Origin of the sequence: Serratia aquatilis (assembly GCF_044865145.1) — a bacterium.
Lineage (GTDB): Bacteria > Pseudomonadota > Gammaproteobacteria > Enterobacterales > Enterobacteriaceae > Chania > Chania aquatilis.
This window is the reverse complement of record NZ_CP173186.1, coordinates 4,713,178-4,733,908: the sequence shown is the minus strand read 5'-3', so window position 1 is coordinate 4,733,908 and position 20,731 is coordinate 4,713,178. Positions and strand designations below refer to the sequence as shown.

Sequence of the window (20,731 nt, the reverse complement as noted above, 5' to 3'; positions counted from 1 at the left end):
TTCACATGTTTTAAATGACCCGAGAGGTCATCATGCTGTATAGATCAAAGTAAATGCAGATCCCGGAATGCCCGGGATTGTTGTGTGGATATCCGGCTTTTATTGCCAATATTTGTGCAGTTCGCTCAGACTTTGGCTACGTTGTGGGCGATAACCCGGCCTTTGTCGTTGCGCCCTCGGAGTGGTGGCGTGTTGTGCTGACGCGTTGAGTTCCGCTGAGATCGTCTCAATGTGTTGAGCCAGGCTTCTTGCCGTTGGGTGCTCAAACAGGTCCATCACGCTTAGTGATGGTAAAGAAAAGGTAGCGCTGACTTTCGACAACAAGATCAATAGGTGCATGGATGTACCGCCAACATCAAAGAAACGCTCATTTACCCCAATGTGTTCTACGCCTAGTACCTGAGCAAACAACAGCGCGATATGCTGCTCCCTGCTCATTTCTGTTGAAAGCTGAGGTAATCTGGGTGGTTTTGCTGGATGTGGCAATGCCGTCTCATCAATTTTGCCGTTCACCGTCATCGGAAAGGCTTTCACCATGATTAGTGCTGCTGGACGCATATAAACGGGTAAACTTGATGCCATCGCCGATTGCAATTGTACTTTGGAAAAATCCGCAGTTGCAGGAATGATCCATGCGGCGAGCATCGCTTCATATTCTCCATCGGATATCACTTTGACAATCACATCACGCACGCTCGGATGGGCGCGTAATGCCGTTTCCACCTCACCCAGCTCAATTCGATAGCCTCTTAACTGAACTTGCCGGTCCAGACGTCCCAGATATTCCAGTTCCCCATCGGCCAGCAGACGAACCTTATCGCCGCTGCGATAGACCACCCCAGCCAGTTCGGTACCCCTGACAAATCGTGTTGCTGTCAGTTGCGGACGGTTGAGATAACATTGTGCCAATCCTGGCCCCCAGATTATCAACTCACCCGCACACCCCAGAGGCATTGGCCGCAAGTGCCTGTCCACGACGCTCATGCCAAGGTCAGCAAGTGGACGACCGATAATACTGCGCGACTTCAGGGGGGAATCGGGGGGGATCGCATAACTGGTGCCATGCACGGTAATTTCGGTAATTCCGTACATATTGATCATCCGTACCTGTTGACCAAACTGTTTCCACCAGTCATCCAGCATATTCGCTTCCAAAGACTCACCGCCAAAAATCACACAACGCAGCGCTGGCAGTGACATGGGGCGAACCGCAAGACTCGTCAGCAGCCGCCGGAACGCCGTGGGGGTTTGGTTCAGGATGTTGATGCGCGAAGTTTTTAGAAAATCGAGGAAAGCAAGGGGATCAGCTACTATCTGTTGGCTTGGGAGCATCAGGGTTCCGCCTGTCAGCAGTGGACCAAATATTTCCCACACACTGAAATCAAATGCCATCGAATGAAACAGGCACCAGCGATCGCCTGCCTGAATGCCAGTATCTGGTATCGCCGTTTGCAACAGGCGCAATACGTTGCCGTGGCCGATGCTCACCCCCTTGGGCTCACCTGTAGAACCGGAAGTAAAAATGACATACGCCGGTGAGCTTTCATCGGATATTTGAATCGGTGTTTGAACTGCCAACGGTTCACATTTGCCCAGTTCTGGTAACGACATAATCTGGCAGTTGCTACTGGCTGGGAAATTATGGTGGTCGGCCAGGATATACAGCCCTGTTGGGGCAGTTTCTTCAATTACCTTTAGAATATGGGCCAAACGGGTGCTGGGAGCATTGGGATCGAGCGGCACATAAGCCTTCCCCGCCCGCAATATGGCAAGAATGGCCACAATTGCATCAACACAGGGCTGAAACGAGACTCCAACATATTGCCCCGGTATCTTGTGGGCAATCTGCTGCCCCAGTTCGTCAACACGCTGATATAAAGCGCTATAGCTCAAACTGTGCTGATTATCTTCAAGGGCTGTCTGGTTTGGGTACTGCCGGGCAATGTGTTGCAAATGTTCGCAAAGTGTACCGTGTACCTTAGACGCAACCTGGGCCTTGATGCTGGAATGCGCTACCTCTGTCAATTGCCCGGTAAGCAGGTTTACCTTAAGCGGGTTGTATGCCGGGGTATTGAGCAAGGTATGCGTGGCGTTCAGGTATATTTTTTCAGGCTGGGCAGCAAGAAAGCGCTCGGCACACTCAATCGTCAATGTATAACCGTTTTCATTTTGGGCTACATTGGCTGAAAACGGATATTTCAGATGGCGGTGGGCTGATGGAAACAGGTTGATTTGGGTGCCTGGCAGAGTAAACGAGACGTTTCGATCATAAAAAGTAAACGCATTGGTTAAAACCGGAGGGCACTGCATCAGGTTTGGTACTAAATCTGCCGCATGTGCCCAGAAATCAAAATCCCGATACCTGACCATGCCAAAAACAGTACTTGAAAGCCATTGGCATAATTCATCAAGGCTGGAGAATTGAGCAAGGTTAACCGGCAGTGGGTTGGTATGAACAAAATAACCCAAGGACACCTTTGCTCTTTTTCCAATCCGCGCAGCTACCGGCAGGCCAACCACCAGTTCATCCACGCCAGTCAAAGCAGAAAGCGTTAATAAATAAGACGCCATCAAAAGCGGGAAAACGCCATGGCGTGCAGCTCCCTGACCCGCATTCACACCATCAACCAATGAAACCGGCAGTGCTTCGATAACTGTTGATGCCTGATCCGATGGCTGTGGTGTGAGTACTCCTTCAGCATGAGAGTTGGCACCAAAACTCTCAAAAAGCTTCGCATACATATCATAAGCTTGCTGCTCAGCCCTGGTTTTTTTGACCAGCAACGCTGGATGATCTGCCAGTTGGGCACTTAGTCGGGGCAGCGCTTTATCATCGGCATACATTTGTGCAAAGGTATCGAACAGTATGCTTACTGAATGCGCATCGGCAACCAGGTGAGAACACACGCAAGTCAGGTAAACGCAGTCAGCCCCCTGATACAACGCAACATATCCCTGTGGCCAGGTACCAGGAGCGAAGGGAGTTTCTATAGCTTGCTCATATGCCTGCATAACGAATGCACGTTCCGCATCGGCATTTTCTGCAGGAATTTTGTGGACCGGAACCGAGTGACGCGCTGCCTTATAAATTTTTGCATAAGTTCTGATATCGTCATCACCTTCATCGGCCTGCATGATATCTCGTTTGCTGGAGTTGACAAAAATTGTTGAAAATACGCTGGCGCTGTTAAGGACGGACTCTATGGCCCATTGCAAGCGTTTAACATCAACATCCCCCCTGATTTCACAACCCAATCCCAGATTAAATGCCGGGTTTTCTGGATGCGGTTTTTGAAATAAATATAAGCTGCGCTGCGCAGGGGTCAGTGGAAAACAGTCAAACTGATCTTCACAAAAGTCATTATCCCTTTCTTTGGAGAATTCAACATGAGTAGTCATTTGGAATTCCTTTATCCACATTATTTGTATGGATAATTTTACTAACTTGTAACAAAAGATCCATTAATAATTTTATATAAATGAATATTTTTAACTAATATGATGTTGACTTTTCCATTCAAGTCTTAATAAGAGGCGCTCTCCGCTTAATCCGCATATTTTTTGGGGAGGGATTTTACGGGGTGTCGAGAAGTCATTGCGCATAATAATTCGTTGGTGCCCTGATTTTGGCCTCTGTGTACTTAGGCAGGGCGTTAACTCCGGCATAAAACATAACAGCCCATCACTCGACGTATCGTTCAGTGATGTGCGCTATTGGGCTTTGCGTTTGACTGCGCGTTCCACATCTGGCGTATCAACACTACAGCATAATTAATGTTAATTGTTGCGGTGGGGATCAAAAATTAGGCACCACGCTTTTACCGGATACTGCACCCTTTCTTCTACAGTGCTAATAGAAAGCGCAAATGGCCCCAGCCCGTAGGGTCGCGCCCCAAAAGCCCGTTCTCTGTGTTGTCGGGCTTGAACAGAGGCCCACTATGCCCTTCGCACTCCGCCTTGATAACGGGCTTTTGGGTCTGCGACGGCACCACGGACAGTTAAGGGACACAGCCTAGGGTGAGTTAATGCGTGCAAAGCGTGGCGGTGGTGTTGATGTGGTCAACCGTTTTCTCTGTCGTGGTAATTATCTGGCTTACGGGGTAGTGGCCAGATCGCAGACCGTTATAAGGTCCCCTATCTGGAGTTGAAGGGAAACCAGTGTGCTCGAGCGTATTGATTAGCAAATTGAAAGTGTGCCGCAGGCACATAAATTGGCAGAGTTAGGAACTTGTGTATAAGCTCGGAAAACGATGCTACTGAGCATACCAAAGCGGGTTACTGGGCACAGATTGCAACACCCAGAACAGTTTCTGAGTCATGCCAGGCGGCTTTAGCAGATGGGTGCTACAACTACGTAAGTAGATACTTTTACCTCTGTGGCTGCGAAGCCGGTTTTGGCGCGTAGCATCAGCACACAACAACTGAGCGCGGAACGCTGATGAAATTGAATGCAAGATTCTGGTTGATCACCCTTGGCTTCGATGCTTACTGGACGTTGGCTGTCCTGGGGCGTGAGCGTGTCGTTCCTGCGTTACTGATAGGCGCTGTGCTGGCATTAATCCTCACTCCAGCCTGGCAACGGAAGTGGGTTTTGGCCGCGGCATTCCTGGGCACGATGATGGATGCTCTGTGGTGCTATGTCGGTGCATTCGAATTTGCGGGCCAAAACGGTGTGCCATTATGGATGATATCGCTGTGGTTAACCTTCAGTTGCTGGTGGTACTGGCTACTCAGCAAGATAAAAGTTTCCCCTGTGCTGCTTGCTTTGTTGGGTGCGGTGTCCGGCCCACTGGCCTATCTGATTGGTTGGAGACTGGGTGCCATGACATGGCTTATGCCTGTAGAAGCCGTCTTATTGCTTCTTGCGTTAGGCTGGATGATTTATTTGCCTATCATCAGTTTGCCACTACAGCGCAGGAGAACGGAGTGATGTTTCTTTTCACGATATTACCCCGCCTAAGCTGCTTTAGCGCGTAGCCTATCGTTGGGTGTTGTGGCAAGAAAATGCCGCACATAACCAACGATAGCCTTCAACTGCCGCCTGCATAACACATCGCGCTTTCAGTCAAGCGCATTCATTGAGTGAATATCCATCCATAATAACGATATCACTCAACCCAATCACGCCAATATACCCTGTGATTTTTTAGATAAATATCGAATAAAAAATTCATTTTTTAATTTTTTTATCAATATAAGTAATTTATTGATGGTTCACCCCGATCTTGCAACCCTTTGTGGAATGCGGTCTGATTGTTATTTTATATAAAATAATATAAATCAATACTATGCACTATACCGCAAGGTTATTATATTTGAAATATTTTGTTACTTAATTAAATTTTATTTATATAAATAGGGTTTTTACACTGCTGGTGATAAGTTTTGTCTGAAAGTTTATTTTTTAAGATAAAACTTATTTACACAGCGCTCTGCCATTATCTTGTGATGAATGTGCTGGCTTGTGACCCTATTGGTTGTCTTAAAAAGGAAGTTGTTGTCTGGCAGGGTTCGCCATTCTTATGTTCATTTCCATGGGCAGACCGTTCTTCATTTTTTCCGTTGAACAGGGTTAGCCATGTCAAACTCCTATCAAAACGAAGTCCCTAAAGCACGCGTAAATATCCGCTTAAGTCTGCACACCGGAAGCGCACAGAAGAAAGTCGAGCTGCCGCTGAAGCTGCTGGCGGTCGGCGACTACAGCAATGGCCAGGAGCAGCGCCCGCTGTCAGAGCGCGAAAAGGTCAACGTCAACAAGAATAACTTCGACAGCGTTCTGTCTGAGTTCCACCCGCAACTGGCCCTATCGGTGCCTGACACCCTTGCCGGTGACGGCAGCGACACCGCGGTCAACCTCCATTTTACCGCCATCAAAGACTTTGAACCCGAGCAGGTGGCCCGCCAAATCCCACAACTGCGCGCCATGCTGGCGATGCGCAATCTGCTGCGCGACCTCAAATCCAACCTGCTGGACAACCGCACCTTCAAACAGGAGCTCGAAGCCATCCTGCGCGATGAGGCACTGAGCGATGAACTGCGGGCTGAACTGGCAGCACTGGCCCCGCAGGACCGTTAATGGCTCAGGAACGATAAAGGAAGATGCTGATGACTGTACAAGAGAAAAACGCCACAGGCGGCAATGCCACCACACTGGACAAAGAAGCCCCGCCTGCGCAGGGCGTGTACGCCACCCTGTTTGAAAAAATCAATCTCAACCCGGTAGACCAACTGAGTGACCTTAACGTCTGGCAGGACAACCAGGCGATGTCCGATGCCAGCGCCGATGAGCGCATCACTGCCGCGATGCAGGTGTTTCTTGAGCGCCTGAAGCAGTCCGGCACCCCGGTCAACAAGCTGGACAAAACCCTGCTGGACCACCACATTGCCAGCCTGGATGAACAAATCAGCCGCCAGCTGGATGCGGTGATGCACCACCCCGATTTTCAGCGCGTTGAATCCCTGTGGCGTGGGCTGAAGTCCCTGGTGGACAAAACCGACTTTCGCCAGAACGTGCGGCTGGAAATCCTCGATATTGCCAAGGAAGACCTGCGGCAGGATTTTGAAGACAGCCCGGAAATCATCCAGAGCGGCCTGTACAAACAGACCTACATTGCCGAATACGACACCCCCGGCGGTGAGCCGATTGGCGCGGTGATTTCCAACTACGAGTTCGATGCCAGCGCGCAGGACGTGGCGCTGCTGCGCAATCTCTCCAAAGTGGCGGCCTCGGCCCACATGCCGTTTATCGGTGCCGTCGGCCCGGCGTTCTTCCTCAAGGAATCGATGGAAGACGTTGCCGCCATCAAGGACATCGGCAACTACTTTGACCGCGCCGAATATATCAAGTGGAAATCCTTCCGGGAAACCGACGACGCCCGCTACATCGGCCTGACCATGCCGCGGGTGCTGGGCCGCCTGCCGTATGGGCCGGACACCGTGCCGGTGCGCAGCTTCAACTACACCGAAGAGGTGAAAGGCCCGGACCACGAGAAATACCTGTGGACCAATGCGTCATTTGCCTTCGCCGCCAACATGGTGAAAAGCTTCATTCAGAACGGCTGGTGCGTACAAATTCGTGGCCCGCAGGCGGGGGGCGCGGTCACCGACCTGCCTATCCACCTGTATGACCTGGGCACCGGCAACCAGGTGAAAATCCCGTCCGAAGTGATGATCCCCGAAACCCGCGAGTTTGAGTTTGCCAATCTGGGCTTTATCCCGCTGTCGTACTACAAAAACCGCGACTACGCCTGCTTCTTCTCCGCCAACTCGGCCCAAAAACCGGCGCTGTACGACACGCCGGAGGCGACGGCCAACAGCCGCATCAACGCCCGCCTGCCTTATATCTTCCTGCTGTCGCGTATAGCCCACTACCTGAAGCTGATCCAGCGTGAAAACATCGGCACCACCAAAGATCGTCGCCTGCTGGAACTGGAGCTGAACACCTGGGTCCGTGGGTTGGTGACGGAGATGACCGATCCGGGTGATGACCTGCAAGCCTCGCACCCGCTGCGGGATGCGAAGGTGACGGTGGAAGATATCGAAGACAATCCAGGCTTCTTCCGCGTGAAGCTGTACGCGGTGCCGCACTTCCAGGTGGAAGGCATGGATGTGGATCTGTCATTGGTATCACAAATGCCGAAAGCGAAGGCGTAAGGCTGGAGGCACGATGAAGATTGAACGTCCCCTGTGGACACGCGGGATCCTGGTTTCCCCGCAGCAGTTTCAACAACAGGCCGCACTGGAGGCCTGGAACAATGAATGCATTGCACAAATGGGCCTCCTGCATCCCTGGGGCGTGCTTGAGGCGACATTTGAGCAAGACGCTTTGGCACAGGGGCGTCTGAAAGCAGAGCGCCTGCACGTGCGATTCCAGGACGGTGTTCTGATCGACACCGCGTGTGCCGATGCACTCCCCCCGACGTTGACGTTGGGGGCAAACCTGCCAGCGGACGCGAATGAAGTGACCGTGATGTTGGCCCTGCCGCAGGTTTATGCCAACGGTGGCAACTGCCTGCTGCCGGAGGAGCGTGCCGAACGTCCGGTACGTTACCGCCAGACCTGGCGCGATGTGCCAAATTATTACGGCGACGATACAAAACAGATCGCAGTAATGGCGCACGAACTCTCTCTGCGTCTGGACACTCAGGAAAACGGTGATTATCTGGTCTGCCCGGTGGTGCGGTTATTGCGTGATGCACAGGGTCGCTGGACGCAGGATGCAACCTTTATCCCGCCGCTGCTGAGCTTGAAGGCCAGCCCTTGGTGTGAAACGCAGCTTGAGTTGCTGATGGTGCAGTTGCGGGCGCGTTTGCAACGCCTGATGGGGATGCGCCGGGAAAGCAACGCCCGCATGGCCGACTTTGCTGTGGCTGACGTATCACTATTCTGGTTGCTTAACGCCCTGAATGGCTCGGAGCCGGTGCTGGGGAATTTTCAGCGCTACCCGCAGGTTCATCCCGAGCGGCTGTATCAGGAACTGGCCCGGCTGGCTGGTCACTTGCTGACCTTTTCACTGGAGCATGACAGCACCGCCATTCCCGTCTATCAGCATGACCGTCTGACGGCGGTATTCCCGCCGTTATTTACGCTGCTCAATACCTTGCTGGAAGTGAGCCTGCCGTCGCGGGTGGTAGCGATTGAGCTGGTTCACGAACCGAGGTTCAATCAGTGGCGGGCGGTCCTGCACGATCCGCGTCTGCGCGAAAATGTGGATCTCTACCTGTCCGTGCGTTCGCCCCTCCCTGCGGCACAGTTGCAAACCCAGTTCCCCCAATTGTGCAAGGTCGGGGCACCAGACGATGTCGGTAACGTGGTCAACGTTGCGTTGAGCGGGGTTCCGTTGCTTCCGCTGAGCCATGTTCCGGCGGCCATCCCGTTGCGTCTGGAGAATCAGTATTTTGCTCTTGACCTCAGCCATCCGGCTGCACAGTCGATGATGGCTTCGGGAGCCTGCGCATTCTACGTGCCAGGTACGCTGGGTGACATTCAGCTTGAACTGTTTGCGGTGTTACGCGCATGAGCCCATCGATGAAGAAAAGCACACCGGACGTTGATATTGATGCACTGTTGCAAGATACCTGGTTGCAGGTGATCAGCCTGCGGCAAGGCATGGTCTGCCCGGAGGGAGAAGGGCCGAGGCTCTGGCAACGTTGTGTGGCCGATATTGAACACACGCACCAGACGCTGCTCGCGGCGGGTGTCAGTGAGCAGAGCCGCCAGCATATCCAGTATGCCCAGTGTGCGGTGCTGGATGAAGCCGTGAAAGGGCGCAGTGTTGAGGATGACGCCTATTTCGTGTGGTGCCATTCGCCGCTGCAGGCCCATTTTTTCAACACGCTGGATGCCGGTGATCAGCTTTATGAGCGCATGCGTGCTGTTTTGCGTGAAGCAGCGCCGGACCCTGCCGTACTGACCTGCTTTCATCGGGTGCTGATGTTGGGGTTTCAGGGCGGCTACCTCTCAGCTGACGTGCCTGCACGTGAACAGTTGGTCAAACAACTGTCTGCCAGGGTGCAGTCGTTTAGCCTTGTATCTTCCCGACCAATGTTGGCGGTGGCGGCATCACGTAGCCGTCTGAGCGCCGCCTTTCGCTACTGGCCGATGCGCCTGGGGCTGGCTGCCCTAACGGTAGGATTGCTGTGGTGGGGCTTGCATCACTGGCTGTCCAGCCTGTTACTGACCGTGTTGCCGGGAGCAGTGGCATGAGCTTGTGGTGGCAACGGGGGCTATGGTGTTGGGCCGGTCTGTTGGCCAGCCTGCTGTGCCTGGTTTTTTTGCCTTTCTCTGCGTGGGTGCGCGGGCTGGCGTTTTTACTGGTGCTGGTTGTCTGTATGCTCGGGTTGTGGCGAACGGGTCGCCCGTCAGGCGAACCCTTAACCGATGGCCGGTTTGAGGGATTACCGCCGGACAACACCCGTTTGCCGGTAGTCCTGGTGTGTGGTGACGGTCTGGCGTCGCTGTTTGGGGCCGATACTCTGCATCAGAGCACTTATGGCTGCTGGCTGCGAGTGGATGACGCCAGCACGCTCCGTCAGTGCGCGCAACAACTGTTGTGGCAGCGCCCCACATGGGCGTCACAGTTGGCGGTGATGGTGTCGGTCAATCCTCAACAACAGAGGGACCAGCGGGCGCTAGCTAACTTGCTGTATGAACTCCGTTGGCAACTTGCCCAACTGCGCCGAGATACCCGTTGTACGCTGCCGCTACTGTTGTGCAGCACGGTGGCGACCAGCCTCGCCCGCGCGCCGCTCTGGCTGGCTCAACAGTCCGCACAATCCGTGACACTGTGGCCAAGCGTCACGCTGCCGGAAACGTGGACAGAGTGGCAAGGGCAGGGCAACGTAGCCGAACAGGCCGATCGGATGAGGCAGGCTATCCTGTTCCGCCATCACCACGAGTGGCTGATGGCCCAGGTGTTGCCGGCGTTGCAGGCCCGCAACGATGACGTGGCCAGCATTTTGCCACAGCAGGTGCTGCTGCATCAGGTTACCGGGTTACCGGGCCTGATGTCGGGGTCACTGTGGCAACAGTGGCTGGTGAACCATACCGCGCTGACCCAAGTGGCGGGTTGGCACCCTGAACCAGGTGAAGAGCGCGACAGATCCCCCTTCCCTGACTTTATTTTTGCTGACCTTACGCTGGGCAGCGGTGTGTCGTCACGCCAGCGTGGGTTACAGCAGGCATTCAACTTGCTGACCGTGGCGTTGGCAGTGGCCCTGTGCAGCAGCGCCTGGCAAAACCGGCAGTTATTGCAGCGTATCGCTTTCGATATCCACCAGTACCACAGCGTGGCGATGACGGATTATGCGCTGAAAGCCCAGGCAGTGGGCGTGTTGCGTCAGGATGCGGCGCAGCTTGATGACGCATTCCGCAATGGAGAGCCTATGCGTCTGGGGCTTGGGCTTTATCAGGGGGAGCGCCTGCGTACCCCTCTGATGGCAGCCATCAAAAGTTATGTTCCCCCACCGACGATCGCAACCCCCATGGTTGTAAATACCCCGCAAGCCCCGCAAACCTTGCGGCTGGACAGCCTGTCGCTGTTTGACACCGGCAAGGCCATGCTCAAACCCGCCTCTACCCAAGTACTACAGAACGCCCTGCTCAACATCAAAGCCAAGCCCGGCTGGTTGATTGTGATCGCCGGGCACACGGACAGCACCGGTAATGCGCAAACCAACCAGCAACTCTCGCTCAAGCGTGCGGAAGCGGTGCGCGACTGGCTAGTACAAACCGGTGGCATGCCCCCCGGTTGCTTTGCCGTGCAGGGCCTTGGCGCCAGCCGCCCGGTGGCAACCAATGAGACGGAGGCGGGCCGCGCGGCCAACCGCCGTGTCGAAATCAGTCTGCTGCCCCAGGCGGATGCCTGCCAGGCAGCAGGCGCACTCAGCGCGTCATCGGCTAGGGATGGCGCAATAACCTCAAAAATGGAGAAGTGAACCATGGCAATTCCTGTTTATCTTTGGCTGAAGGATGACGGCGGTGCGGACATCAAGGGCTCGGTAGATGTGAAAGACCGCGAAGGCAGCATCGAAGTGGTGGCACAAGACCACAGCCTGTACATCCCCACCGACAACAACACCGGCAAACTGACGGGCACCCGTATCCACACCCCGTTCCTGTTTACCAAGGAGATCGATGCCTCCAGCCCGTACCTGTACAAGGCGGTGACCACCGGCCAGACCCTGAAATCCGCCGAGTTCAAGTGGTACAAAATCAACGACGCAGGCCAGGAGGTGGAGTACTTCAACACCACGCTGGAGAACGTGAAGCTGGTGAAGATCGCGCCAAAAATGCACGACATCAAGGACCCGGCCAAAGAGAAGCACAACCATCTGGAACAGATTGAGTTGCGCTACGAAAAAATCACCTGGACCTACAAAGACGGCAACATCATCCATTCCGATTCCTGGAACGAACGTACCACCGCGTAATACCCCAAAGCAGACGGTTCGCCGTCTGCTTTTTTCAGTACGCCTGTGCGCGGGCGCGCTGAAAAAAGCACTACCTCTGACCGCATGGGCCTGGGTCTCCTGTTACAGGAAATGGCTATGGGCGGTAGCGTGCCTGCGCGGCACCCTCAGCCAACAAGGAAGCCTCAATGACAACATATTCCTCACAACTATCTACGTCGGTTAAATCCTTGCATCGTCTATCTGCTGCCGGACTCGCTGAGCTGGTGTGGAATGAAAAAAGAAGGAATTCTGTTCGCATCGGAGAAGAAAGATGAGTGAGTTACCCACATCCTTGCCAATTTTTTTCGACCACAGCCACCATAAATTAGCGGTGCGTGGCAATCAGGCACCGATCGATGTGCTGGGTTTTACCGGCGAAGATGCCCTAAGCAAACCGTTCCGTTATGACATCCAGTTCACCAGCCGCGAGCGGCACATCGACCCGGCGACGATGCTGATGCAGGATGCGTCCTTCACCCTGCAGGCTCCTGTGGCGAAAGCCTTTGGTGTGGCTATCCAACAGCCGCAGCGGGTGATCCAGGGAGTAGTCACTGCTTTCAAGCGGCTTTCAACCTCGAAAGACGAAAGCCGCTACGAACTCTGCCTGCAACCACGGCTGGCGTTGCTGTCGCGCAGCCACCAGAACGCGATTTATCAGGATATCTCGGTGCCTGGTATTGTGGAGAAAATCCTGCGGGAGCGCCACGACATGCGCGGGCAGGATTTTGTCTTCACGCTGGCCCATGAGTATCCGCGCCGCGAACAGGTGATGCAGTACGGTGAAGATGACCTGACCTTCATCCGCCGCCTGCTGGCCGAGGTGGGTATCTGGTTCCGTTTTACTGCCGACCCGAAGCTCAATATTGACGTGGTGGAGTTTTATGACGACCAGCGCCACTATCAGCAGGGGTTGACACTACAGGCGGTGCCACCTTCCGGGATGCACGACAGCGGTGTTGAATCGGTGTGGGCGTTGGTCAGTGCCCACAAGGTGGTGGAAAAATCGGTCAGCACCAATGATTACAACTACCGCACCGCCATTGCAGACCTGAATAGACAGGTGGACGTGACCCGAGGCGACGCCACCACCTACGGTGAGGCCTATCACTACGCGGACAATTATCTGACGGCAGGCAGTGAAGGACGAGACCCGGCGCCGGAAAGCGGAGCCTTTTATGCCCGGTTGCGCCATGAGCGCTACCTGAACGCGCAGGCGCGGTTCTCGGGGGTAGCGAATGCGGCCACGCTGGTGCCGGGGTGGGAACTGAAGGTGACGGGTCACGATGCCCCGGTGACGTTTACCCAGGGCGTGGTTATCGTGCGCACCACCTGCTCGGCACGGCGTGACCGCAGCTTTGAGGTCGCCTTTGAGGCGATACCCTATTCGGAGGATTACTGCTTCCGCCCGGCGCTCATCAGCAAGCCCACCATGGCGGGCACCTTGCCCGCCCGAGTGACCAGCACCACCGCCAACGACACCTACGGGCATATCGACAAGGACGGGCGTTACCGGGTGAGGATGCTGTTTGACCGCGACAGCTGGGAGGCGGGCTACGAGAGCCTGTGGGTGCGCCAGGCCCGGCCCTATGCGGGGGACACTTACGGGCTGCACCTGCCGCTGCTGGCGGGGACCGAGGTAGCAATAGCGTTTGAAGACGGCAATCCGGACCGGCCTTACATCGCCCATGCCCTACATGACTCGGCGCACGGCGACCATGTGACCATCCGCAACTACAAGCGCAACGTGCTGCGCACGCCGGCCAACAACAAGTTAAGACTGGACGATGAGCGGGGCAAGGAGCATATCAAGCTCAGTACCGAGTACGGCGGCAAGAGCCAACTGAATCTGGGGCACCTGGTTGACGGTGAAAGGCAGCGGCGTGGCGAGGGTTTTGAGCTGCGCACCGACAGTTACGGTGCCATACGCGCGGAGAAAGGGATTTTTATCAGTGCCGATGGGCAGGCCAAGGCACAGGGCAAGGTGCTGGAGATGCAACCGGCCATCAGCCAGTTGAACCGTGCCCAGGAGCAGATGCAGGCTATTTCCAGCGACGCACAAACCGCTACCGCCAGTCCGGCAGACTTGCAGGCACAGATTCATCTGTTACAGCAGAACCTTGATGAATTGAAAGCGGCGGTTTTACTGTTGAGCGCCCCGCAAGGGATTGCCCTGAGCAGCGGTGAACATCTGCAACTGTCTGCCAGCGATAACCTGATCGCCACGGCGGGTAAACATGCGGACGTCAGCGTGGCAAAAAACTTCTTTATCGGTGTGGGGAACACTCTGAGCGTCTTCGTGCGCAAACTGGGGATGAAGCTGATCGCCAATCAGGGGCCGGTGACAGTACAGGCGCAGAACGATGTGATGGAGTTACTGGCCCGCAAGGCCATCACCATCACCAGCACCGAAGATGAAATCCAGATCACCGCCAGGAAGAAGCTCACGCTGAACGCGGGAGGAAGTTATATCACGCTGGATGCGAACAAAATTGAGTCGGGGACGGCGGGGGATTATCTGGTCAAAAGTGCTTATTTTGGGAAGCAGGAGAAGGCGAGTTTGAAACCTGCTATGCCGACTTTCCCTATTATTGAGCCAGGTGAACAAAGTTTACGATTTGCATTTCCAGGGACTGACAGCTCAGTTGAATCTATGAGTAGGTTGATTGATCAACCTTATAAAATCATTGATAGCAAAGGTGGTATTCTTGCATCGGGAACAATAGATAAATCGGGGCGACTGCCTAGGGTAATGACTGATGAACCTGAAGAACTGACTCTGATAATAGGGATAGAGGAGTGGGAAATGGAGGAGTTAATCATTAATGATGTTCATGACTATCTTTATTCAGAGAAGGATGTTTTTTCAGATATTGAAAGTGATGAACTATATCATACCAATAGTGACCCCTACATTGATAAACTGGACTACAGTAATGAACAATGGCCTGATGAAGAGGTTCTTCGAAAAATTCTAGTTAGTTGAGGTGAAAGATAATGTTTCGAATTATATGGCCGATTTTTTTTCTGCTTTTTTCATTCTCGCTATCAGCATGTTTGAAAGAGGGGGGTAAGATAGTATTAACCGGTGTTATAAAAAAAGAAATTGTTTATGGCCCTCCAGATTGGGGAGAAATACCGAAGAATGATAAAAAAATGGAGTATTGGTTTTTATATCCTGGGGAGTTATTGAGTTGTACTTTTAGAACTGATGATAACACTGTTAATAGTAGTAAGAAAATACAAATGATTATGTCATCTCAACAATATAAAAAATATAGATATTTATTTGGTGAAAATATTAAAGTGAGTGGGAGGGTGATGTTTTCCAATAGCCCATATCATTTTACTCCTATATTAATTTATCATGTATCAAACATTGAGTTAACGACGGAGGAAAACCAATGAGTCATAATTTTATTTCAGCTACTTACGATAAAAGAACGTTAACTGCTATGTATAAAATGGCAGATGGAACGATCTATATCCGAAAAGGTGGAACAATTCCGTGGCGGCTCCAAAATCCAGGTAATGTTAGACCCAATAGTGATGATTCGCCAGATAGTGAGTACTTACAGCCTTTGAGGCTTGCTATTGCAGATACCGCAAGTGGGAAATTCTCCATGTTTAGTAGCGAAGAAGATGGTTGGGAAACTAAGAAAAAATTATTAAGAACATCTTTATACAGAGATTGCACAATTTCTGAAATGGCTGAAATTTATGCGCCTAGTGGGGATGGAAATGACCCAGAAAAATATGCAAAAGATGTGCTAAAAGCGAGTGGTGTATCACCAGACATAACACTTGGCGATATGGATGATGCTACTCTGGAAAAAGTTATGCAAGGAATGAAGAAAATTGAAGGATACTTTAGCTTAAAGGAAACAAGAGTCGAAAAATGGATTGCTACAACAAATATAAATTTAACTGATGGCATCAGACCGATTCCTGATTGTCAATTGAAAGTTACTATTGGAAACTGTGAATATGAATGGAAAACCAATGAGGTTGGAGCACTTCCGACTATAGCGCATATATTAGAGGGAATGAAAATTGAGGTTAAGACCGTAAACTCTAAAGGTGAAGATAAAATACTTTATTTAGCTAGGGCAGGTAAAGAGAGTAAGAGTATAGTTCTGAAGAAAAAGTTTATACAGCATAAAGCAAATACATTAGCACATAATCCGAAAGTGCCTCGGGAGAAAAGTCAGCCAGAGCCAATAGAATATATTGTACGGTCTGGTGATGTGTTATCTAAGATTGCTTCTCGTTTCGATGTGAATACTTCTGAACTTGCTGCAAACAATAATATTAAGTATGCAAACAAAATCTATCCTGGGCAGAGGATTATCATTTATGGTAAGAAAGAAAAAAGTACTGTGGATTTAAAAGAACAGCTACCATGGGAAGAACATGGGGAGTCATTTCCCGTTCCATCATATCCACAGTCAATAGAATCTAAAAACAGTATAAGTAATAGCCCTTATTCTACTAGGAATGAGGCTAAACCATCACAGCACGATGTTCGCACACCGCAAGGTAAGTCGTCCTCTATCTATCCTACTTCAGTAGAAAGAAAAGATAGCGTGAGCAAGCCACCTTCAGTATCTACTGCAACAGTTTATCAACATTATGAGAAAAAAAATAAAGAAAAACTTGATACTATCGGTGGGAAAAATAGTGGAAAATCACAAGCAATTTTGCCCTTCTCAAATAATGAAGCACCCTGGATGGCAATTGCAATGGCGGAGGTGAGTAATTGTGGTGGAATAGATGAAAGTAATATTCCCAAGGAGCATAATTATCATGTTTTGATAAATAAGAAATCCAAGCAAAACCTATCTACTACACCATGGTGTGCTTCTTTTGTGAATTATTGCATACACAAAGCTGGTTACCCAATGTCACATAATCCGACGGGATCAGTTTCTTTCGTTGGAGATATCAATTTCAAGAAAATTAAAAAGCCTGTTTATGGTTGTTTGACGGTATGGTGGAGTTCTATAGCAAAACAAGGGCATGTAGCATTTGTTTTTGGCATAGATAGCGTGACAAGTGAGATTATTGTCTTAGGTGGTAATCAGAATGATTCGCTCAACTTTATGTTGAAAAATGATACTTCAAAACCGTGTGTTGGTTACTTTATTCCTGTGCTTTATAATCCTCCAACTCAATCTGAACTTGGGGTTTATGATATAATAGAGTTGAATAAGGATATAAACTATACATATACACGTTCTTCAAAACATAGAGTAAAAGATAGATAATATGACTAGGAATATATTTTTTATTTTTTTCTTGACTCTCTCTTTTATACCTTCAGTTATTGCAGGTGATAGAGGATATTATTTGTTTGCATGGGGTAATGAGTCTGGGAAAGAGTATCTTAGACATTATAGGAATGATAGTAGAGTGTATAAAGAAAATGAACCCTGCTGGAATCAAAGATATGGGGGTTCAATAGCAGCTGTTTATAGCAATGTATACCCTACTGGAATGACAGATGCATTGATTAATTCATTTTTGGCTGGAAATAATAATACTATAACTAGAATTAGAAAGTCATTGCGGGATTTTGGTGATGATCAAATTTCATCATCTCATGGTTTCGATGGAATGATTATTGTAAACAAAGAAGGTAATGTTATTGAGATAGTAACGATTACAGTTAAAGGGGAAAAATATTTACATAAGAGAAGGTTTGTTGTTAATAACGATGCTTATCGCTCCTTTGATAAGCAATTATGTGAAGCCTTGGCACCTATTGATAATTATTTTTCACCATAGTTTTATGTTGAGTAGAAAGTAATCCAATGCTCGATTTGGGAAAAATCGTGGTATGCCGTAGGCATAAAAGAGATTTTTTGAATAAATCAGATTGGGGAAAATAGAGTTACCTGAATGTAAATACATCAGGTAATATGCTCACTTTTTGACATGTTTGTGAGCGTCATCTTGTTCAATGCACGGAGCATGATCATAATTTCTGCCACTTGCGTATCATTATTTCCTATTTTACCTTCCGTGGACGTCAGTATCCGCAAACTGTGCGTAATGCACTTGTTGCAGCTTATAACCGGCTAGCACAGGGGAATGAGGTGATTAGGCGAGACGATAGAACATTATATGACATAAACCACCCTGATTTATCAGCAGAGGTGATCGGTTGGCGAGATGGAGTGCAATCCGGTGCTTTTGAACCAGCAGATAGCGCTGGTTTTTATTGGTGTAGTATTGGCATGGCAAAATATGCTGACCAAGAGCATATTCTGGAACGTCAGGTTATTGCAACGGATCGGGGGAGTAATATTTATTATCGGAGTCTAAATACCTGCGCCAAATAGTAGATCACTGAAGGGAACTCAATCCGGTTTGAGCGATCTGAGCAATCGCCAAACATCACAAACCCTCACAACCGGACTGAGCAATGCCGATCATAGCACCCATCCCTCGACATGAACGACGCCAGATGCAAAAAATTGTTCAGAAAACGCCAGATAAAAATCATGCCAGACGCCTTACTGCCATGTTGATGTTACACCGTGGCAACACGCTGACTTATGTCGCTAAAACCTTGTGTGCAGCCCGTTCCTCTGTCGGACGGTGGGTTAATTTATTCACGTTATACGGCTATGAAGGATTGGAAAGTCGGTCTCCCGGACGACTCAGGAAATGGCCCACGGAGGCGATGTTGAAGATGCTTGATTTGCTCGTTCAGCGTTCTCCACAGGACTTTGGCTATCTGCGTTCTCGGTGGAATACTGAGATGTTAACGATTGAAATTAATAAATTATTTAACTCGACGTTACATCCTGGCTCACTTCGGCGCTGGTTGCCGAGAGCCGGTATTGTGTGGCGTAGAGCAGCCCCCACTTTGCACATCAGAGATCCTCATAAAGAGGAAAAACTGGCGGCTATCGATACCGCATTGAAAAATAACAGTCCAGAGCATCCCATCTTTTACGAAGATGAGGTGGACATCGATCTGAATCCTAAAATAGGTGCCGACTGGCAAAAAAAGGGTCAACAGAAACGCATTGCGACACCGGGCAAGAATGAAAAACATTACCTCGCGGGAGCCCTTCATGCAGGAACAGGTAGAGTTGATTACGTCAGTGGGATACATAAAAACTCGGGTTTATTCATTAGCCTATTACGCAAGCTGAGAAGCACATACTGAAGTGCCAAAACCATTACGCTGGTTGTCGATAATTACATCATTCACAAGAGTAAAGAAACGTTGAACTGGTTGCGGCGCAACCCGAAGTTTATTGTTATTTATCAGCCGGTTTACTCACCATGGGTAAACAGAATAGAGCTCCTGTGGCTGGCTTTACATGAGACAGTCACACGTAATCACCGTTGCCGGACAATGTGGCAATTGCTGAAAAATGTGGGTCAGTTTATGAAAGCCGCCTCACCCTTCCCGGGCAATAAACCTAGCTTGGCAAAAGTGGAGCGGTATTAGGCGCAGGTATTTAGAACATCTGAGGATATTAGGGAGAAATATCGTGTTCCTTTGAATCTTATTTTGAGGAAATATGGCATGAATAATCCTATTCGTACAGCTCATTTCTTAGGCCAAGGCTCTGTGGAAACACAAGATCTATCCTTAATGTTTGAAGGAACAGTATCATTTGGACGAAATCCTACTCATCCATCATTTATGTACGAGACTGTGGGGTATTACTCAGGCCCAAAAGATACATATGGTTTTTTTCATAATTATGAGCGTGATGGCAATGACTTGGGTAACGTTATTAAGAGCGAGCTGCGAGACTCAAGAAATAATATACTTAACGTTGTAATTAGAAGGGACTCCCATGGCAGGCCAATATTAACGTCACCAGGGAGAGATATGATTGACAGAAACCTATCAAAGGTTGGGGATGGCATGAAATTCCGAGGTAGGGGATTTAAACAGTTAACTGGTTTGGCCAATTATACAGGTTATTGGACTTATAGAGGATGGCTTAAACCACAACGAGATTATGATAACAACTGGTGGTCAAATCCTATGGCATTGAAAATTCCCGTAATAAATAACCCACAAGTTATAGGCCTGATACCATATAATTGCATTGATTCAGGAGGGCACTTTGTGGCAAGAAAAGGTGTTATAAAAAAACAGATCTAGGTATTACTTCTGAAATTTCAAGAACTGTCAGTATGATAATTAATAGATGGGATTCTGGTTCTTTTAAACGTAGGTTTGACTCAACGCTAAAAGCATATTTAGTTTTAGGGGGTAAATGAATGAAAGAGTTCTTTATACTGTTTATTTTTGTTATTAATATTGGGTGTGCTCATGGTGAAGAAGGGTGTGGATATATTTTTTTCAAAGGTGCGGAGTTAAGCATTCCTCCTAAATGGAAGGTTGATGAAAAAAATGGTTGTTTAAATATTAAAAGACATGGTTCTTATGATTTAGAGAGCTTTGAAATATGTAAATATACATCTAGCGAAGGTGGCTATTTATTTGTAAGGAATGAAGATGATAAATGGGAGGCTGTTACTGAAGGCACACCTATTTTAGCTGATGTGAATGCTATCTCAAAATTCACCGGTTTGAGTGCTATAGTATCATGTAGGTATAAAGATGATGCGGGGTATCATTTAGAACAATGTTTTCAAGCAGAGATATTTTTGCCAAAAAATAAAGGTTTTACTTTCATAGGTAAAGGTGATTTGAATTCTTTTGATATTTACAAAAAAATATATCTTTCATTAAAAATTAAAGGTGTTGAGTAACTATGATTCATGACCTCAATTTGTAAAAATTA

The 20,731-nt window shown here is 49.6% G+C and carries 14 protein-coding genes and 3 pseudogenes; 16 read left to right on the top strand and 1 reads right to left on the bottom strand.

The window, feature by feature from the left end; all coding sequences use genetic code 11:
- Positions 1–99: 99 nt before the first annotated feature.
- On the bottom strand, positions 100–3,399 hold the full coding sequence (locus tag SAQUA_RS21410) for an amino acid adenylation domain-containing protein (RefSeq protein ID WP_380676195.1): 3,300 nt from the start codon (positions 3,397–3,399) through the stop codon (positions 100–102).
- Positions 3,400–4,016: 617 nt separating this feature from the next.
- Here SAQUA_RS21410 and SAQUA_RS21405 point away from each other — a divergent pair.
- The 16 genes and pseudogenes from SAQUA_RS21405 to SAQUA_RS21330 all read left to right on the top strand — a co-directional run.
- Positions 4,017–4,136: pseudogene (locus SAQUA_RS21405) on the top strand (subtype I-F CRISPR-associated endonuclease Cas1); the annotation flags it as partial.
- 302 nt (positions 4,137–4,438) lie between these two features.
- Positions 4,439–4,930: a DUF2878 domain-containing protein gene (locus SAQUA_RS21400; RefSeq protein WP_380676193.1), complete on the top strand. Its 492-nt coding sequence runs from the start codon at positions 4,439–4,441 to the stop codon at positions 4,928–4,930.
- 648 nt (positions 4,931–5,578) lie between these two features.
- Positions 5,579–6,076, top strand: a complete 498-nt coding sequence (gene tssB, locus SAQUA_RS21395) for a type VI secretion system contractile sheath small subunit (protein ID WP_380676143.1) — start codon at positions 5,579–5,581, stop codon at positions 6,074–6,076.
- Positions 6,077–6,099: 23 nt separating this feature from the next.
- A complete protein-coding gene (gene tssC, locus SAQUA_RS21390) occupies positions 6,100–7,653 on the top strand; it encodes a type VI secretion system contractile sheath large subunit (protein WP_404413102.1) in 1,554 nt (517 codons plus the stop codon).
- Positions 7,654–7,666: 13 nt separating this feature from the next.
- Entirely contained in the window at positions 7,667–9,019 is a 1,353-nt protein-coding gene (gene tssK, locus SAQUA_RS21385; RefSeq protein ID WP_380676933.1) for a type VI secretion system baseplate subunit TssK, read from the top strand.
- Positions 9,016–9,705, top strand: a complete 690-nt coding sequence (tssL, locus tag SAQUA_RS21380; protein WP_380676931.1) for a type VI secretion system protein TssL, short form — start codon at positions 9,016–9,018, stop codon at positions 9,703–9,705. The genes tssK and tssL overlap by 4 nt, the downstream gene beginning before the upstream one ends.
- The gene (locus SAQUA_RS21375; protein WP_380676929.1) at positions 9,702–11,435 is read left to right on the top strand and encodes an OmpA family protein; all 1,734 of its coding nucleotides are present in this window, start codon (positions 9,702–9,704) and stop codon (positions 11,433–11,435) included. The genes tssL and SAQUA_RS21375 overlap by 4 nt, the downstream gene beginning before the upstream one ends.
- Positions 11,436–11,438: 3 nt before the next feature.
- Entirely contained in the window at positions 11,439–11,930 is a 492-nt protein-coding gene (locus SAQUA_RS21370; RefSeq protein WP_380676927.1) for an Hcp family type VI secretion system effector, read from the top strand.
- Positions 11,931–12,222: 292 nt separating this feature from the next.
- Entirely contained in the window at positions 12,223–14,934 is a 2,712-nt protein-coding gene (gene vgrG, locus SAQUA_RS21365) for a type VI secretion system tip protein VgrG (protein WP_380676925.1), read from the top strand.
- 11 nt (positions 14,935–14,945) lie between these two features.
- Complete coding sequence (locus SAQUA_RS21360) at positions 14,946–15,356, top strand: DUF4431 domain-containing protein (RefSeq protein WP_380676923.1); 411 nt, start codon at positions 14,946–14,948, stop codon at positions 15,354–15,356.
- Positions 15,353–17,215 carry a TIGR02594 family protein gene (locus SAQUA_RS21355; RefSeq protein WP_380676921.1) on the top strand — a complete coding sequence of 621 codons (1,863 nt, stop codon included), beginning with the start codon at positions 15,353–15,355 and terminating at the stop codon, positions 17,213–17,215. The genes SAQUA_RS21360 and SAQUA_RS21355 overlap by 4 nt, the downstream gene beginning before the upstream one ends.
- A 1-nt stretch (position 17,216) precedes the next feature.
- On the top strand, positions 17,217–17,735 hold the full coding sequence (locus tag SAQUA_RS21350; RefSeq protein ID WP_380676919.1) for a hypothetical protein: 519 nt from the start codon (positions 17,217–17,219) through the stop codon (positions 17,733–17,735).
- Positions 17,736–17,941: 206 nt separating this feature from the next.
- Positions 17,942–18,292, top strand: coding sequence for a hypothetical protein (locus tag SAQUA_RS21345; protein WP_380676917.1), 351 nt, complete (start codon positions 17,942–17,944; stop codon positions 18,290–18,292).
- A gap of 83 nt (positions 18,293–18,375) precedes the next feature.
- Positions 18,376–19,416: pseudogene (locus SAQUA_RS21340) on the top strand (IS630 family transposase).
- 15 nt (positions 19,417–19,431) lie between these two features.
- Positions 19,432–20,204, top strand: a pseudogene (locus SAQUA_RS21335) (hydroxyethylthiazole kinase); the annotation flags it as partial.
- Entirely contained in the window at positions 20,205–20,699 is a 495-nt protein-coding gene (locus SAQUA_RS21330) for a hypothetical protein (RefSeq protein ID WP_380676915.1), read from the top strand.
- Positions 20,700–20,731 lie beyond the last annotated feature (32 nt).

What these genes read in the sequence shown, in the direction of transcription:
- SAQUA_RS21370 (WP_380676927.1), top strand. Translation starts at nt 11,439, where the DNA reads ATGGCAATTCCTGTTTATCTTTGGCTGAAGGATGACGGCGGTGCGGAC.
- tssB (WP_380676143.1), top strand. Translation starts at nt 5,579, where the DNA reads ATGTCAAACTCCTATCAAAACGAAGTCCCTAAAGCACGCGTAAATATC.
- tssL (WP_380676931.1), top strand. Translation starts at nt 9,016, where the DNA reads ATGAGCCCATCGATGAAGAAAAGCACACCGGACGTTGATATTGATGCA.
- SAQUA_RS21375 (WP_380676929.1), top strand. Translation starts at nt 9,702, where the DNA reads ATGAGCTTGTGGTGGCAACGGGGGCTATGGTGTTGGGCCGGTCTGTTG.
- SAQUA_RS21360 (WP_380676923.1), top strand. Translation starts at nt 14,946, where the DNA reads ATGTTTCGAATTATATGGCCGATTTTTTTTCTGCTTTTTTCATTCTCG.
- SAQUA_RS21400 (WP_380676193.1), top strand. Translation starts at nt 4,439, where the DNA reads ATGAAATTGAATGCAAGATTCTGGTTGATCACCCTTGGCTTCGATGCT.
- tssC (WP_404413102.1), top strand. Translation starts at nt 6,100, where the DNA reads ATGCTGATGACTGTACAAGAGAAAAACGCCACAGGCGGCAATGCCACC.
- SAQUA_RS21410 (WP_380676195.1), bottom strand. Translation starts at nt 3,399, where the DNA reads ATGACTACTCATGTTGAATTCTCCAAAGAAAGGGATAATGACTTTTGT.
- SAQUA_RS21355 (WP_380676921.1), top strand. Translation starts at nt 15,353, where the DNA reads ATGAGTCATAATTTTATTTCAGCTACTTACGATAAAAGAACGTTAACT.
- SAQUA_RS21350 (WP_380676919.1), top strand. Translation starts at nt 17,217, where the DNA reads ATGACTAGGAATATATTTTTTATTTTTTTCTTGACTCTCTCTTTTATA.
- SAQUA_RS21330 (WP_380676915.1), top strand. Translation starts at nt 20,205, where the DNA reads ATGAAAGAGTTCTTTATACTGTTTATTTTTGTTATTAATATTGGGTGT.
- vgrG (WP_380676925.1), top strand. Translation starts at nt 12,223, where the DNA reads ATGAGTGAGTTACCCACATCCTTGCCAATTTTTTTCGACCACAGCCAC.
- tssK (WP_380676933.1), top strand. Translation starts at nt 7,667, where the DNA reads ATGAAGATTGAACGTCCCCTGTGGACACGCGGGATCCTGGTTTCCCCG.